The following is a 14,755-nucleotide window of genomic DNA, read 5'->3' on the forward strand; positions in this document are numbered from 1 at the left end:
TAAAAAAGCCGCAGTCACTAAAAGCGACCGCGGCTATTGCTGTGCAAAGTGCCGAGTCAGGATATTTGCGATTGCAGATAATTTGGCAAACCAATCATGTCGATCAAGCTCAATTGTTTTTCCAGCCAGTGTGCATGATCTTCCTCGGTGTCGTCCAGCATCACTTCCAGAATTTCTCGGGTTTGGTAATCGCGCACGGTTTCGCAATAGGCGATGACTTTGCGCAAATCCGCAACCACTTTGTATTCCACCGCCAGATCGTTTTTCAGCATCTCCGGCACGTTGGTGCCGACTGCCAGCGGTTCGCGTTTGGATAAATCCGGCGTGCCTTCCAGAAACAAAATTCGCTTGATCAAGGCATCCGCATGGTTGGTTTCGTCTTGAACCTCGTGATTGATGCGTTCGTATAATTTGCTGAAGCCCCAGTTTTCATACATCCTGGAATGAATAAAATACTGGTCTATTGCGGTCAGTTCGCCTGCCAGCAATTCGTTTAAGTGAGCTATGACTTGTTTGTCGCCTTGCATATGCCGCCTCCCGGATAAATTTGCTAATGCCCTTTGCTATGGTAATACAAAATGCTGCTGGATACTGGGTTTGCGTGGATTCCCGCTGGGCCATTATCACCCCGATACTTAAAAACACCCTTCGGCTTAATAAGTTAATGCAGTTTGATAGCGTTCCTGCTAAGCAGTGGAACAAAAGCCTTGTTTAGATCGGCAGCAAGTGCCGTTGGCTCGCCATTAACGATGAATACCAGCCGGCTGCGGCCGTCGTCGCTTGTTCTGGCGGTTAATGGGGTAGGCAGGTACAGTCGAGTGCCGGCTGCCTGAATCACCATCGGTTCGGTTTGTTCGGCAAGATAAACCACGCCTTTGATGCGCAATAAGTCTTGTGGGTGGCGGTTAAGCAGCTCTTGGAGGAGGGGTTGCAGGTGCTGCCAGGGCAGAATTTGTTCCAGATGCAGCGAGATACTGCGAAAGTTATGTACCGGTAACGGGCCGGCAGGAGGCAAGCGGCGCAAGCTTGGGCCGGCTTTAGTCAGCAGGCTAAGCGCGTGAAAGTCTCCTGTCGTCAGTCTGGGTGTGGCCGGCGCCAAAACTTGCAAGCGGGTTACCAACGCGGCTTGCTGGTCGGCATTGCTTACGTCGGCGTGGGTCAGCAATAAGGTATCGGCCCAAGCCACCTGCGCCCGCGCTTCGGCAAAACTGTCCAGCTGTGCTGCAGCAGAGGGTATAGCCAAGGTGGTGATGACGTTTTGCAAATGATAACGGCCAGCCAGCCAGCGCTCGCGCAACAGAGTATCCAGAATCGGTTCCGGGCTGGCGACGCCGCTGGCTTCTATAATCATGCGTGCGAAAGGCTTGCTTGCCGCTTGCTCCCAGGCCATCCACAGGTTTTTTAACGTGGGCGCCAGCGCGCCTTTGACCTTGCAGCATAGACACCCGCCGGACAGCACGGTCAGCGGCAGATTTTGGTTTGCCAACAAATCCTGATCGACCGGTATTTCGCCGAACTCGTTTATCACCACAGCGGTCTTTACCCCGTCAGCCAAAAATCGATTCAACAAGGTGGTTTTGCCGCTGCCGAGGAAGCCGGTGAGCACAAAAACAGGGATTTTGTCTGGATGGGGCATTTTCAAGTGGTCGCCGCTTTCTTCATGAAAAGCTGTGATTACGAGGTCCAAGCGAATACAAATTTAATTTACCTATTCGGACCGGTTATCTGTAAAGGCGAATTATGCCTGTTTTTTGAACCGGAACGTCAACGACAACTGGTGACTGGCCTGCTGTCCAGTGCCCAAAAACCCATTCAGCGATTTTGTCTAAACGCCTACCCGGCAAGAAGCCAAGGCCTCCAGCATATCCTCCTTGGGTAAGTTGCGACCGATAAACACCATACTCGATTCCCGTGCTTCATCGGCTTGCCAAGGGTTGCCGAAAGTCTCGGTCATCAGCATATGCACACCTTGATAAATCACTTTTTGTTCGCAGCCGGCGATGTTAAGAATGCCCTTGTAGCGGAGCAAGTCGTTGCCGTAGTCGCGGATCATGATGTTCAGGAATGCCAGAATCCGCGCGGCATCCAGAGGCTGGTCGGTTTGGTAGACCAAGGCACGGATGTCGTCTTCGTGCTCATGGCTGACGTCTTCCAGAAAATCCGGTTCGATTTTCAAAATGTCATCCAGGTTAAAACCGTCAATATCCAGAATATCGCGCAGTTCGGTTTGGCCGAAATGCACGTGTTTGATTGGCGCTCTGGGGTTCATAGCTCGGAGGCGGGTTTCCAGGTCTAAAACAATTTCCGGTTCTTGGAGGTCGGTTTTCGATAGGAGAATCCGATCAGCAAAGCCGACTTGCTCTTGCGCTTCGTGGTGTTCGGCTAGCTGGTGGTGGGCGTGCACGGCATCGACGACGGTGATGATGGCGTCCAGCTGGTAGTTTTCGGCAATGTTTTCGTCGACGAAAAAGGTTTGGGCAACCGGAGCCGGGTCGGCCAAACCGGTGGTTTCGATGATCACTCGTTCAAATTGGAGTTCTCCGGATTCGCGGCCGTCGCTGAGTTCGCCGAGAATACGCACCAAGTCGCCGCGCACGGTGCAACAAATACAGCCGTTATTCATGGTGACGATTTGTTCGTCGGCTTGCACTAAAAGTTCGTTGTCGATACCGGCTTCGCCGAATTCGTTTTCGATCACCGCAATCCGTTTGCCGTGGTCTTCACTGAGAATCCGGTTCAACAAAGTGGTTTTGCCGGCGCCGAGAAAGCCGGTGAGAATGGTCACGGGCACGGCGCTGTTAGTTTTGAGGTTGGCGTTCATAGGGCCTCCGTCAGGATGGGGAATTGACACGCTGTATCAGTGCATAAGCTGAGTGATTATGGATAGACTCGAAGTTTTCCGATTCGACGCTGTAACTGATGATCCGTGGCTCTGCGTTCAAGCGGGCGGCTACATCGCGCACCATGTCTTCGACAAATTTGGGGTGGTCGTAGGCGTATTCGGTGACGTATTTTTCGTCCGGGCGCTTCAACAGGCCATAGATTTGCGAGGAGGCTTCCGCTTCGACCAAGGTGATGAGTTCTTCCAGCCAGATAAAGGCCTGGGCCTCCACCGTCACGCTGACGTGGGAGCGTTGATTATGCGCGCCGCGTTCGGAAATTTCCTTGGAGCACGGGCACAGACTGGTGACCGGCACAATCACCTTCACTTTGATGCGACAGCCGGCGTTATCGATTTCGCCAATAAAACTGACTTGATAGTCCATTAAGCTGCGGACGCCACTGACCGGCGCTGCTTTATCGATGAAGTAGGGAAAACGCATCTCGATATACCCGGATTCGGCCTCCAATTTGGCGAGCATGTCCTGCAGCATCGCCGGAAATGAGGCAATGCTGATTTCCCGGTCGTGATCGTTCAAGATTTCCACAAAACGGGACATATGGGTGCCTTTGAAGTCGTGCGGCAAATTGACGTACATCGCAAAGTGCGCAACGGTGCGCTGTTCGCCGCCACTTTTCTCTTTGACCCGGATCGGGTGCAGAATGTCTTTGATGCCGACTTTGTCGATGGCAATGCGCCGTGTGTCAGGGCGGCCTTGAATGTCTTCGATAGGGAGCATGAGTTTACGTGAATTATTCAGGATTTTTGTGTTCGTCCGCTTATCAGCGGTGCACCCTAAACCGGGGGCGTTCTGCGAAGTCGGCATCGTTGATGGCGAAATTGTTAAGTTTCAAACTGTAGAACCGGTTGAAATGATCTTGCACCGTCCGCGTGATGCGGGCATCGTAATTGGGTTGCAGCATTTGAGCTCGGCCGCTTGGCCGCGCCACGACCACGCCGTTTTGCACCACTAGTTCACCGTGTTTAAACATTAGAGCAGCATTGGCGAACATGGCAGCGATATTTGCTTGGGGATGGGTAGTAAATGCACCGGTGATCGGATCGCACCTGCCAATACCCGCCGGGTCGTAGACGGCAATGTCGGCTATTGCCCCCGGCGCCAGATGACCGCGATCATGCAAGCCCAATAGCTTTGCGGCAGCACTGCGGGTCATGGTTGCAATTTCGTTTAAGGTAAATTCGCGCTTGAGGTTGGGCAATAAGGTCATCGCCAGCGCTTCTTGATTTAAGCCTGCCATATAGGCCTGGCGGTAATCGGCGTCCATCAACAGTCGAATCAATTCTGGGTAGGCGGTAAACGGTGCGCCGTTCGGGTGGTCGGTGGTAAAGAATAAACGCTCCGGGGCTTCTGCAAGCAAAAACAGCTCCAAGCCGATGGCCCATTGCAAGGTGTTGACGAAACTGGCTTCCCGGTATCGGTAAGGCACCACGCCGCCGGAACCTTCACACTCGGCGTCCCACATTACCCATTTATTGGGGCTGGCATCCGCGTGGCGGCTGTATTGAGCGATGACATCGCCGGAAATGGTCACGGTCTGGCCGAACAGCACCTGGCCGACATCCATGGTGATATTCGGATGGCGGTTGAACGCTTCCAGAAGTTGCGCGGCTGCAGAGGAAAAGCCCTTGCTGCCGTCCTTGCCGTAGGCGTAGAACTGGACGTGGGCTAGATGCATAGGCAGTCCTTGCGCGGCTGCCATGGTGTCTATGATGGTTTCGATATTTCCTGGAATACCCAAGTTGTTGCAATGCACATGTACCGGGTGTGGCACGCCTAGTTGGCATACGGCAGTTTGCAAGGTTTGCAGAATTTGCCGGGAGCTGACGCCGTAGTCGGGGACAATGTCATCCAAAGCGAATTGGCGGGCATTGCTTTTAAAGGCGTTGGCACCACCGGCGTTGATGACTTTCAAGCCCAGCGCGCGGGTAGCGTTTAAAGTCCAGGCTACGTAGTCGTTGATTTGGTTTTGGCTGGCTTTGGCTCGTATCAGTCGCAACAACAAGTCGTCGTTACCCAGAATAGCCAGGGCGGCCGTATCCATAATGGGAATATCGGCCATCTGCAAATGCACGTCCAAGGCATTGACCGGTAACATGGCCGGTTCGACCACCGTGGTGTAGCCCATGCGCGCGTAGCGGTAGCCGGTGTCGGTGGTCGACCATTTCGCCGTGCTGAAGGGATGACGCAAGCGCCGTTCCATGTGATTACGGTGTTGTTCAGGCAACAACAGGCGTGCGGTGTTGACGTTGCCGCCGGCAATATGGCTGTGAATATCCACCGCGCCGGCCATGACAATCTGGCCGGATACGTCGTATACCTGATCGAACTTGGCGTCGGGGCCCGGGTCGGCTGTGATTACGCCATCACGGATAAATAGATCGTGCGATTCACCTTGCCGGTTTTGTGCGGGATCGTAGAGGTGTCCGCCTGCTAATTTGATCAGCAATGCCGCGCCCTCACAGCATATCCAACGTCAGTACCAAGCGCCGCGGCTGCACCGCCGTTGGCGTAGGTGATCGATGCACAAAACCCTGGCCTTCGTTACCTTCCCAGGCTTCGCCTTTCATCAGGCCCACGGCATAGGCGGGCATCCGCCGAATCGCCGTTTGGTCGGCGATCAAACCGGACTGCGCATCATCCAGGCCGCCACTGCCCATCCCCAGTTTTCGTCGATCCAGCGCATATTCCGGTAGCCATTCGGTGCCGATGCCGCCGTAACTACAAATCATCCGCGCAGGCACTCTATCCACGTGAAATCGCGGACACATGGCGATTTTCAAGGTCCTTAGGCGCAAGCCGGCTTGCTTGAGTTCGAATAGCTCGCAGAACGCCGTCGTCAATAGTTCGATGTCTGCCAGCCATGTGTCATAGCCATCGAGTTGGCTGGCTTGCGGCCACAGGTTTGTATAGTTAAAATCAGATGGATTGACGGGCTGACTGAGTTCCAAGGGGCCGAATAGCTTCAAGGCTTGATAGATAAAGCCTTCAATGGTGGCCGGCAATGGTCGTTCTATTAAGCAAAAGTTCACCTCGTCCTCGTAGATGCGCGTCAAATCCACAAAGTTTGTGGAGACGACGGTGCGGGTCGATGGCCGATACGAAACGGGCTGGAAGGATGTGGGGCCGGCTAACGGCGACAGGGATGATTGACGAAAGGGTATGCGGGCAAACACAAAAACTCCTTAACTAGCGATCAGGAACTGTTCGAAAAATACGATGAATTGCATAAACACGATGCCGAAACCAAACGCGGCGGTTTGTCCGCTCAGGCTGGGAAAACTGCAAGGTTCGTGTAATACCGGAATCAGATCGGAGGCGGCGATATAAATAAAACCGCCGGCAGCGATGGGTAACAGTAGCGACAAGGAAGATTCGGCTAACTGGCTGAGTAAAAAGGTAAAAATCGCTCCCGGCAAAACGGTTAGCGAGCAATAAAAGTTGTAGAGTACGGCTTGCTTGGGTGCATAGCCGCCGCGCAGCAGGGCGCCAACATCTCCGAGTTCCTGCGGGACTTCGTGGGCGATAATGGCCAAGGTGGTGGTCAATCCCAGTGCCGGATCGGCCAGAAAACTGCCGGCGATCAAGATGCCGTCAACAAAGTTGTGCATGGCATCGCCGATCAGATTCATTTTAGCCAATGGCATAATCTCTCCGCCCGTTGGCGTGGTGTCGACGTTATGATCGTGCCGCCAGCGCACCAGTTTTTCCAACACAAAGAAGCCGAATACACCAATCAACACCGTCAGGCAGACGTCGCTGACGCTGCCGTGGCGGTCTATGGCATCGGGTATCAAATGAATGAAAGCGTCACCTAAGAGTACTCCGACTGCTAGTGCGACCAGATAGGGCACTACCCGATTCAAGACGTCGGGTTTCAACCACAATGCAAATAAGCTGGACAACGAGCAAAGGCTGACGGCGAGACAGGCCGCGATGGCGCCGGCCATAGTGCTGATAGCGATAGTCATGTGCGATGGGGTGTTTTGGCTTTGAGCGAGTGGTATTCGTGCTGAGAACTGTAAATAAATCCGGCTAATTTGTTCGGCAAGGCATGGGTGGCGAAATGCGCCAGCATGAACCCCAACACACTTAAAAAGAGTTTTGATAGCACGCGTTTGGTGGGCGGTCTGTCAATCAAGGGCAAGACAATGGCCAGAATAAGCAACAATGCAATGCCGATGATATGCAGATAGCTGTCGATGCTAGCCATCGGCAAACCACTGCGGAAATTCATCTTGATAGTGTCGCCAAACTGCCGGGCCGGCTGCCAGTTCGGCGTCGGTTAACAGGCACTCGTCCAATTCGCGGCGCAATTGGTCGGCATTGAGGTTTTGACCGATAAACACCAGTTCTTGGCGGCAGTCGCCGTAGGGTTCGGCCCATTGCGACTGGATATCCGGCAGATAGTCTTGCGGCCATTCCTGGCGCGGTACTGTCGCCCACCAGCGACCCGCCAAACCATGGTGCATCACGCCGCCCGCTTGTGACCAGCTGCCGGCGTGATCAGGGCGCGATGCCAACCAAAAAAAACCTTTGGAACGCAACAAGGTGCCGTTATCCCAATCGCCGTGGTGCAGATGATCATAGAAACGCTGCGGATGAAAGGGGCGCCGGGCGGTGTAAACGAAGCTGCTTATGCCGTATTCCTCGGTCTCCGGTTTATGTTCGCCACGCAATTCTTTTAACCAGCCTGGGGCTTGCTCGGCTTTTTCGAAATCGAACAAGCCGGTGTCGAGTACTTTGCTTAAATCGACCTGACCCATCACGATAGGGAGGATTTCCGCATCGGGGTTGAGGCTGTGTAACACCGCTTTTAGGTTGATAAGCTCGTCGCTGGCGATCAGATCAATTTTGGAAATCAGAATGACGTTGGCAAATTCAATTTGATCGACCAGCAAATCGGCGACGTTACGTGCGTCGTCTTCGCCGAGTGATTCGCCGGTTTCTTTTAAACTCAAGGCTTCCAGGTAATTGCGCATAAAGTTGACCGCGTCCACCACGGTCACCAACGTATCCAGGCGGGCAATGTCCGATAAACTCAATCCCTGTTCGTCGCGAAACGTGAAGGTTTCCGCAATCGGCAAAGGCTCGGCAATGCCGGTGGATTCGATTACCAAGTAATCAAAGCGGCCATCCTTGGCCAAGTTGCCGACCTCGATCAGCAAGTCCTCGCGTAGCGTGCAGCAAATGCACCCGTTGCTCATTTCGACCAGTTTTTCCTGGCCATGATTCAGTTGTACTTGGTTTTTGACCGTTGCCGCATCGATATTCACCTCGCTCATGTCGTTGACAATTACGGCCACTCTTAAATTCTCCCGATTGTTGAGGATGTGGTTCAACAAGGTGGTTTTACCCGCACCCAGGAAGCCGGACAGTACGGTGACAGGGAGTTGTTTGGCTGGTGCGGATGCGAGGGTCATGGTGTTTTGGATGATATATTGTAGCTTTTGCTTGGCCAAAAAAAGGCGCTGTCGAAAAAAACAGCGCCGGTTTCAGCGTTTTAATAACTGACTCTAAAGCCGACTTCCGCGCCGCGTCCGGCTTCCGGGGCAAAGTTTCGCAAGTAAGATGTCGAGTTGCGGATGTTTTGATCCAGCAAGTTGTTACCTTTGGCGAACACCATCAGTTTGGCGTCTTTATAGGCCCGGACCTGATAGTTGGCGCCGACATTCAGCAAGAAATAGCCCGCGGTGGAAGTTTCGAAATCGCCGGCATGGGGCTGAGATTCGGCTCGGGTAAAGCGCAAATAGGTGGATAATTTGTCCCGGTTGAAATCCAGTTGTAGGCCGTAGCGCAAAGGCGGCATGCGCGGTACGTCGCTGCCGTTTAGAAATTCGCCGCGGGTGTAGTCGCTGAATAAGGTCATCTCTAATAAGCCGACCTGGTTTTCCATCATGGGCATAATCAGTTTGGCTTCATAGCCTTTGAAGATGGCGTCGTGTTGTCCGCTGGTAACCAAAGGCACGCAATCCGCCACGCAGGGATTGCCGTCTTGATCGACGAATTCGCCGCTGCGTTGCTGAAAAATATAATCGCTGGCCCAGTTGTGGAATAAGTCAAATTCGGCACGCAACCAGTCGGTTTTGAAGCGGTAACCCAGATCCAGGTTGTAGGAGGTTTCTTCTCTTAAACCCAGATCGCCTCTGTCGTAACTGCGAGTGGCATCATGGTAGCCGTCGGATAGTAGTTCCTGGACTTGCGGGGCGCGCGAGGAGCGCGTGACTGCCAGATTCAGGCTGTTGCGATTATCCAGTTTCCATACCGCGGATGCCGAAGCACTGACCGGGGTGTAGCTGAGATTGGCGAAACCGTCCGGGCGAATATCGGTTTGTTCGACGCGGGTGCCTAGTTGATAGGTCACCGCGCCAATATCGAACGATTCCACGGCGAATACACCGTAACTGCTGATGTCCGAACGCGGGACGATGCTGGCGCCGGTGAGTTTTTCGATCGCATTAAAGTCGCTGGCTTGGGCTTGAAAACCCACCACGCCGCGCAACGGTCCCAGGTCCTGGTGAGCCATTTCCATGCGGCCTTCGTAAGACTGGTTGGTGTAATAGGCGCCGGGCTCGCCGTTGGCAATTTCGGTGTGTTGGTAATCGGTGTAACCCAGCCGGGTGCGTAGACTTTTCGCGAAGCGGAACGGGTTGTTCAATTCGCTCTTAAAGTCGTATTTGGTTTGCCGCATCGCGATGCTGACGGTTTCGTCGCCGGTGCCGTCCGGAGCGATGGCGTAGTTGTTATTTATATTATTGATGGATACGCCGGCAAAGCCGGGCGCGCCGATCCAAGATAAACCGGCCGAGCCGCTGATCGCTTCGGCGCCGGTGTTGTTTAGATAGCCTTTGGGGTTGTCGACAATCGCCAAGCTGGGATCGGTGATGGCCACTTTAGCGGTGTCTATGCCGCTGCCGCCAATGTCCAGATTGTTGCGGTGGCGGTAAAAACCGTCCAGGTGGTAGGCAATGTTGTCCTTGCCGCCCTCGACTTTCATCGTGGTGCTGGTTTCATCGGAAGTGGAATCGAAGCGTTGTTCGAGCGCCGCACCTACCAGCTTGTCGAACTGGCGACCGGGGATACGGTTGTCGATGACGTTAACCACGCCGCCCATCGCGCCGCTACCGTAGAGTAGGGTGGCCGGGCCGCGCAGGACTTCGATGCGCTCCGCCAGCAGCGGTTCGACGCTGGTGGCGTGGTCAGGGCTGATCGCCGAGACATCATTGCTGCCGATACCGTTGCTCAAGACTCTCACCCTCGGGCCGGCCTGGCCGCGTATCACCGGGGTGCCGACGCCGGGGCCGAAAGATTGGCTGCTGATACCCAATTCGTTTTTTAAGGTATCGCCGATGCTGTGGCCGGTCTTCATACGTAAATCGTCGTCGCTCAACACGGTGACCGGTACCGGACTGTCCGATTTTTTATCTTGCAGCGGTGCCGTGACGATGATTTCGTCTAGTGCTTGAATCGCAAGTTCTTCGGCCAGCAAAACCGGCGATGGCAACATTAAAATTAGGGCAGCGGTTTTTTTCATGAGTAAGACAAGCTGTCAGTAAAGATGGGCAAAGATGTTATATTGTAACGCACATGAATGCAATATTATCACATTGGTTTTTTTGCGGCCTATTTGAAGATTTGCGTTCGAAGCGTGGTGAAAACAACAAGCTGACAGTAACAATCCCGAAGGGCGGCGCGGACCGCTTTCGAGATCATAGGGTTGAAATGTTAGGGAAATGTTTCTTTGAGCTACGGGATGAAATACTTATTCCCGGCTGAGTTGGTAACGCCTAGTAGTTTGTGCCTACGGCCGGCTAATTTAGGGCGTGCTTTTGTTCCAGGCATTGCTGGGCCTGGATGGCAATTTCCAGTTCCTCGTTCGTGGCAATCACCAATATCGCCACGCCGGCGTTGGCTGGGCTGATGTTGTCGCATGGTTTCACCGGTTTTTGGTTTCTTTCCGGGTCCAAGGCAATACCGAAGATTTGCATTTCCAGACAGACGTGTTCGCGCAGCCAAGCGTCGTTCTCGCCGATGCCGCCGGTAAATACCAAGGCATCGACCCGGCCCAGCACCGCAAAATAAGCGCCGATGTATTTTTTGATGCGATAGGCGTACATCGCTAATGCCAGCCGGGCATGATCGTCGCCGGCTTCCGCCATCCGGTGTATCGCCCGCATATCGTTTTCGCCGCAAACGCCTTTGCAGCCGCTTTCTTTGTTTAACAAGGTTTCTATGGCCTCATTGGACAAATTCAGCGTGCGACTTAGATAAAAATGGATGGCCGGATCGATGTCGCCGCAGCGGCTGCCCATCATCAAACCTTCCAGCGGCGTCATACCCATCGAGGTATCGATACTCCGACCGTTTTGGATGGCGGTGACGCTGGCACCGTTGCCAAGGTGCAAAGTGATCAGATTGGTGTCAGACAACGGTTTGCTAAGATACTGCGCGGCTTGCTCGGCAACATAGCGGTGCGAGGTACCGTGGAAGCCGTAACGTCTGACGCCATGATCGGTATAAAGATGGTTGGGCACGGCATAGCGATAGGCATAATCGGGCAGGGTTTGATGAAACGCCGTGTCGAATACCGCCACTTGCGGCGTATCGTCCATTTGCCGGATGGCTTCCTCAATGCCCAAAAGATTGGCAGGGTTATGCAGCGGCGCCAATGGGATCACTTCGGCAATGCGCTGCATCACTTGCGCATCGATTAAGGCCGGTTCACGAAAATGTTCGCCGCCATGCACCACCCGATGACCAATGCCGGCCAGTTCGCGGCGGTCGGTCAAAACGCGGCAGGCAGCCAGTGTTTCGAACAACAATTGCAAGGCTTGTTGATGGTTGCGGCAATTGATTTCGTCACGTGTCCGGTCATTATTCGCCAGCGCATAACTATGGCTAGCGGCATCTTCGCCGATACGTTCGATGATACCGGCGATCAGCACCGAGCGATCAGACATCTCGAATAAGCTGTATTTAACCGATGAACTGCCGGCGTTGAGCACCAGGATTTTCATGAATATCGTAAAAGGGTGGGGTGATTAATGTACAAGCTTCGCCGGTGGCGGTGGGCTGTAGCGGCGCTCCAGATCATGGTCGATTTTCGTGGTCAGGCTTTCCACGGCTTTGATGGTCAGGCTGGCGTTGGGGCCTTTGGATTCGGCAATGTAATCGCCGACCAATCTACCATTGTCTACCTTGACCAAACGCCCCATTAGATATGCGAATAAAAAGCTGGGTTTGTGTAGCCGCCCCACCAAAATGTAGTCGGCGTGGTATAGCTTGCCAAGTTGCGCGGCGGCGTCGGCATGGTCGAACAAATAGCCAACGCCGCTATTGGCGGCTTGCTGTGCCTGGTGCGGTATGGCTACGGTTAGATAGCCGGCGCGGGCTAATTCTTGTTCCAGCAGCGGTTTGATCGACGCGGTTCTTTGCAATTCGGCGGGGACGCCGGGAGCCAGTGTCAGGTCTTTCAATTCAAAATCCAGGATGGCGATGCGGGTCTGTGCCTGTAAATTAAAGCTTAGAAGGCAAAACAGCAAACTGCTTGATAGCGTTTTATATATCATGTTTTGTCGGCTTCTTGGGCTTGAATCGCGGTGATGACGACGGTGTTGACGATGTCTGTCACGGTGCAGCCGCGGCTCAAATCATTGACCGGTTTGTTCAAGCCTTGCAGGATGGGGCCGACAGCGATTGCGCCGGAGGAACGCTGTACCGCTTTATAAGTGTTGTTGCCGGTATTCAGGTCCGGAAAAATCAATACTGTGGCCCGGCCGGCAACTTGGCTGTCGGGTAGTTTGGTTTTAGCAACGCTGGCGTCCACGGCGGCATCGTATTGCATCGGGCCTTCCAGCTGTAGGTCCGGACGCAGACTTTGAGCGATTTTGACGGCGTCTCTGACTTTGTCCACCGCTTCGCCCTTGCCGGATTCACCGGTGGAGTAGGACAGCATGGCAACGCGCGGCTCGATGTTGAACATGCGTGCCGTTTCGGCGGCGTTGATCGCGATGTCGGCCAATTGCGCAGCGTTGGGGTTGGGAATCACCGCACAATCGCCATAGACCAATACGCGATCTTCCAGGCACATGAAAAACACGCTGGAAACAATGGACGCGCCCGGTTTGGTTTTGATGATTTCGAAGGCCGGACGAATGGTATGTTGCGTCGAATGCACCGCGCCGGAGACCATGCCGTCGGCATAAGAAAGATGAATCATCAAGGTGCCGAAATAGCTGGGATCGGCCATTAGGTCGAAGGCAGTATCGTAAACAATGCATCGATGCTTGCGGGCTTGGTAATAGGTTTCCGCGAATAAGGGCCGCAGATCCGATTTAATCGGGTCGATGATGTTGACATTGTCCATCTTCAAAGCCATCGCCTGAATTTTCTGGCGGATCTCAGCTTCGTTACCCAGCAGGGTGATTTTCACGACATCGCGTAGCAGCAAAATCTCCGCCGCCCGCAGAATCCGTTCTTCATTACCTTCCGGTAGCACGATATGTTGCTTCTTGGCCTTGGCGCGCTGCAGCAAATCGTACTCGAACATCAGCGGCGTGGTTTTATGCGAAACCTTGCTGCACAGCCGCAGCCGCAGTTCCACCATATTCATGTTACTTTCGATTAGTCCCAGCGCGGTGGCAATCTTCCGGTCATCTTGCGAATGCAGGCGGGCGGTGACCTGGCTGACCTGCATAGCCGTGGTGAAGGTGTCGGAATCGACGCCGAGTACCGCAAACGGTGTGCCGCCCAGACCGTCGATCAATTTTTGCACTTGCGGGGCAGGCTGTTGGTGGCCGGTTAATATCAAGCCGGCGATTTGCGGATAGTTACTGGAGTTGTAGGCCATCAGGCTGGCCATGATGATGTCCGATCTATCGCCAGGCGTGATGATCAAGTCGCCGGTTTCAACATAGTCCAGAAAGTCCGGCACCAACATGGCCGCCACTTTGTAGTGGTACACCTCGCGGCTCATGGTGGCGTTTTCGCCGGAAAATACTTTCGCGCCGATGACCTTGGCAATGTTGCCGATGGTGGGTTTTTCCAGGGACGATTCGGCAGGCACCACGTACACCGGAAATTCGTTGGAATGATTCAAGCTGTGGCGTAGGCTGGCAATTTGATTTTGCGCGACACCGATGATGACTGTGGCCAGCGATTCGCAATCGTGCTCGTGCATGGAATGTTTCAGGCTGGCCAAACCGTTTAAAATTTGTTCGTCGCTGCGGTTTTCGCCCTGCATAACCGGCATCATCAGGCAGCCCAAATTGTTCGCGACATCGGCGTTGAAATCGAATTCGGAAATGGCGTTGCCGTGTCGATAGTCGCTGCCGACGCAGAGCACATGATCGCAACGGGCCTTTAAGGCCCGGTATTTAGCCAGAATGGTTTTCAGCAGTTCGTCGTACTGTTCGTTTGCCAAGAGCTGCCTGGCTTCCGCGCTGGTACATCCATACATGGCGTCGTACGGCATGGAGAGCTGATAGCGGTGGCTAATGAATTGAATCAAATCGTCTTTGTCGGTATCGCTTTGAATAATGGGCCGAAAAAAACCGATATTGTCCGCGTAGCCGGATAACATTTCGATGATCGCCAGCATGATCAAGGATTTACCGTTACCCTCGTCGACGCCGGCAATATAGATGTCTTGCGAAATAACGGGTTCGCTTTGCGGATGGGACTGAGTCGGATTCATGATCGATGACTTATGTATTAATGGGAAAGTCTAACCGAGGATGTTGCCACATGGCGCGCCGCTTGGCGACTGTATATTTTATTTATTCGGGCACCGCGCAGAGGTTAGGCGCATGCAAATAGTCTTTGGCTATCATAGGTTTGGATTTAAAAAATAATGT

Annotated in this window: 13 protein-coding genes; all 13 read right to left on the reverse strand. The window is 53.7% G+C overall.

The genetic code is table 11. From position 1 onward, the window contains the following. Positions 1 to 56: 56 nt before the first annotated feature. The 13 genes from bfr to pta all read right to left on the reverse strand — a co-directional run bounded on the left by bfr (position 57) and on the right by pta (position 14,595). Positions 57 to 527: a bacterioferritin gene (bfr, locus tag CWO84_RS21520; protein ID WP_101055145.1), complete on the reverse strand. Its 471-nt coding sequence runs from the start codon at positions 525 to 527 to the stop codon at positions 57 to 59. A 134-nt stretch (positions 528 to 661) separates the two neighbouring features. Further along, complete coding sequence (locus CWO84_RS21525; RefSeq protein ID WP_165786402.1) at positions 662 to 1,636, reverse strand: GTP-binding protein; 975 nt, start codon at positions 1,634 to 1,636, stop codon at positions 662 to 664. A 189-nt stretch (positions 1,637 to 1,825) separates the two neighbouring features. Further along, complete coding sequence (locus tag CWO84_RS21530; protein WP_101055149.1) at positions 1,826 to 2,821, reverse strand: GTP-binding protein; 996 nt, start codon at positions 2,819 to 2,821, stop codon at positions 1,826 to 1,828. A 10-nt stretch (positions 2,822 to 2,831) separates the two neighbouring features. Then, positions 2,832 to 3,620, reverse strand: coding sequence for a GTP cyclohydrolase FolE2 (gene folE2 / locus CWO84_RS21535; RefSeq protein ID WP_051669645.1), 789 nt, complete (start codon positions 3,618 to 3,620; stop codon positions 2,832 to 2,834). Between the two features lie 43 nt (positions 3,621 to 3,663). Further along, the gene (locus CWO84_RS21540; RefSeq protein WP_101055151.1) at positions 3,664 to 5,349 is read right to left on the reverse strand and encodes a formylmethanofuran dehydrogenase subunit A; all 1,686 of its coding nucleotides are present in this window, start codon (positions 5,347 to 5,349) and stop codon (positions 3,664 to 3,666) included. Positions 5,350 to 5,359: 10 nt separating this feature from the next. Continuing rightward, positions 5,360 to 6,076, reverse strand: a complete 717-nt coding sequence (locus CWO84_RS21545) for a DUF1826 domain-containing protein (RefSeq protein WP_205800439.1) — start codon at positions 6,074 to 6,076, stop codon at positions 5,360 to 5,362. 9 nt (positions 6,077 to 6,085) lie between these two features. Beyond that, positions 6,086 to 6,871 carry a ZIP family metal transporter gene (locus CWO84_RS21550; protein ID WP_101055153.1) on the reverse strand — a complete coding sequence of 262 codons (786 nt, stop codon included), beginning with the start codon at positions 6,869 to 6,871 and terminating at the stop codon, positions 6,086 to 6,088. After that, complete coding sequence (locus CWO84_RS21555; RefSeq protein ID WP_101055155.1) at positions 6,868 to 7,113, reverse strand: hypothetical protein; 246 nt, start codon at positions 7,111 to 7,113, stop codon at positions 6,868 to 6,870. Before CWO84_RS21555 ends, CWO84_RS21550 begins: the two co-directional genes overlap by 4 nt. Continuing rightward, the gene (gene zigA / locus CWO84_RS21560; protein ID WP_101055731.1) at positions 7,106 to 8,323 is read right to left on the reverse strand and encodes a zinc metallochaperone GTPase ZigA; all 1,218 of its coding nucleotides are present in this window, start codon (positions 8,321 to 8,323) and stop codon (positions 7,106 to 7,108) included. The genes CWO84_RS21555 and zigA overlap by 8 nt, the downstream gene beginning before the upstream one ends. Before the next feature lie 80 nt (positions 8,324 to 8,403). Next, on the reverse strand, positions 8,404 to 10,434 hold the full coding sequence (locus CWO84_RS21565) for a TonB-dependent receptor (RefSeq protein WP_101055157.1): 2,031 nt from the start codon (positions 10,432 to 10,434) through the stop codon (positions 8,404 to 8,406). Positions 10,435 to 10,711: 277 nt separating this feature from the next. Beyond that, complete coding sequence (locus CWO84_RS21570) at positions 10,712 to 11,917, reverse strand: acetate kinase (RefSeq protein ID WP_101055159.1); 1,206 nt, start codon at positions 11,915 to 11,917, stop codon at positions 10,712 to 10,714. Between the two features lie 24 nt (positions 11,918 to 11,941). Continuing rightward, positions 11,942 to 12,469, reverse strand: a complete 528-nt coding sequence (locus CWO84_RS21575; RefSeq protein WP_101055161.1) for a DUF2380 domain-containing protein — start codon at positions 12,467 to 12,469, stop codon at positions 11,942 to 11,944. Continuing rightward, positions 12,466 to 14,595 (reverse strand): phosphate acetyltransferase, encoded by a 2,130-nt coding sequence (pta, locus tag CWO84_RS21580; RefSeq protein ID WP_051669641.1) that lies wholly within the window; start codon positions 14,593 to 14,595, stop codon positions 12,466 to 12,468. The genes CWO84_RS21575 and pta overlap by 4 nt, the downstream gene beginning before the upstream one ends. Positions 14,596 to 14,755 lie beyond the last annotated feature (160 nt).

Origin of the sequence: Methylomonas sp. Kb3, from assembly GCF_002834115.1 — a bacterium.
Lineage (GTDB): Bacteria > Pseudomonadota > Gammaproteobacteria > Methylococcales > Methylomonadaceae > Methylomonas > Methylomonas defluvii.

Coding starts and splice junctions, on each gene's coding strand:
- CWO84_RS21565 (WP_101055157.1), bottom strand. CDS start 10,434: ATGAAAAAAACCGCTGCCCTAATTTTAATGTTGCCATCGCCGGTTTTG.
- bfr (WP_101055145.1), bottom strand. CDS start 527: ATGCAAGGCGACAAACAAGTCATAGCTCACTTAAACGAATTGCTGGCA.
- CWO84_RS21555 (WP_101055155.1), bottom strand. CDS start 7,113: ATGGCTAGCATCGACAGCTATCTGCATATCATCGGCATTGCATTGTTG.
- pta (WP_051669641.1), bottom strand. CDS start 14,595: ATGAATCCGACTCAGTCCCATCCGCAAAGCGAACCCGTTATTTCGCAA.
- folE2 (WP_051669645.1), bottom strand. CDS start 3,620: ATGCTCCCTATCGAAGACATTCAAGGCCGCCCTGACACACGGCGCATT.
- CWO84_RS21525 (WP_165786402.1), bottom strand. CDS start 1,636: ATGCCCCATCCAGACAAAATCCCTGTTTTTGTGCTCACCGGCTTCCTC.
- CWO84_RS21550 (WP_101055153.1), bottom strand. CDS start 6,871: ATGACTATCGCTATCAGCACTATGGCCGGCGCCATCGCGGCCTGTCTC.
- zigA (WP_101055731.1), bottom strand. CDS start 8,323: ATGACCCTCGCATCCGCACCAGCCAAACAACTCCCTGTCACCGTACTG.
- CWO84_RS21530 (WP_101055149.1), bottom strand. CDS start 2,821: ATGAACGCCAACCTCAAAACTAACAGCGCCGTGCCCGTGACCATTCTC.
- CWO84_RS21575 (WP_101055161.1), bottom strand. CDS start 12,469: ATGATATATAAAACGCTATCAAGCAGTTTGCTGTTTTGCCTTCTAAGC.
- CWO84_RS21570 (WP_101055159.1), bottom strand. CDS start 11,917: ATGAAAATCCTGGTGCTCAACGCCGGCAGTTCATCGGTTAAATACAGC.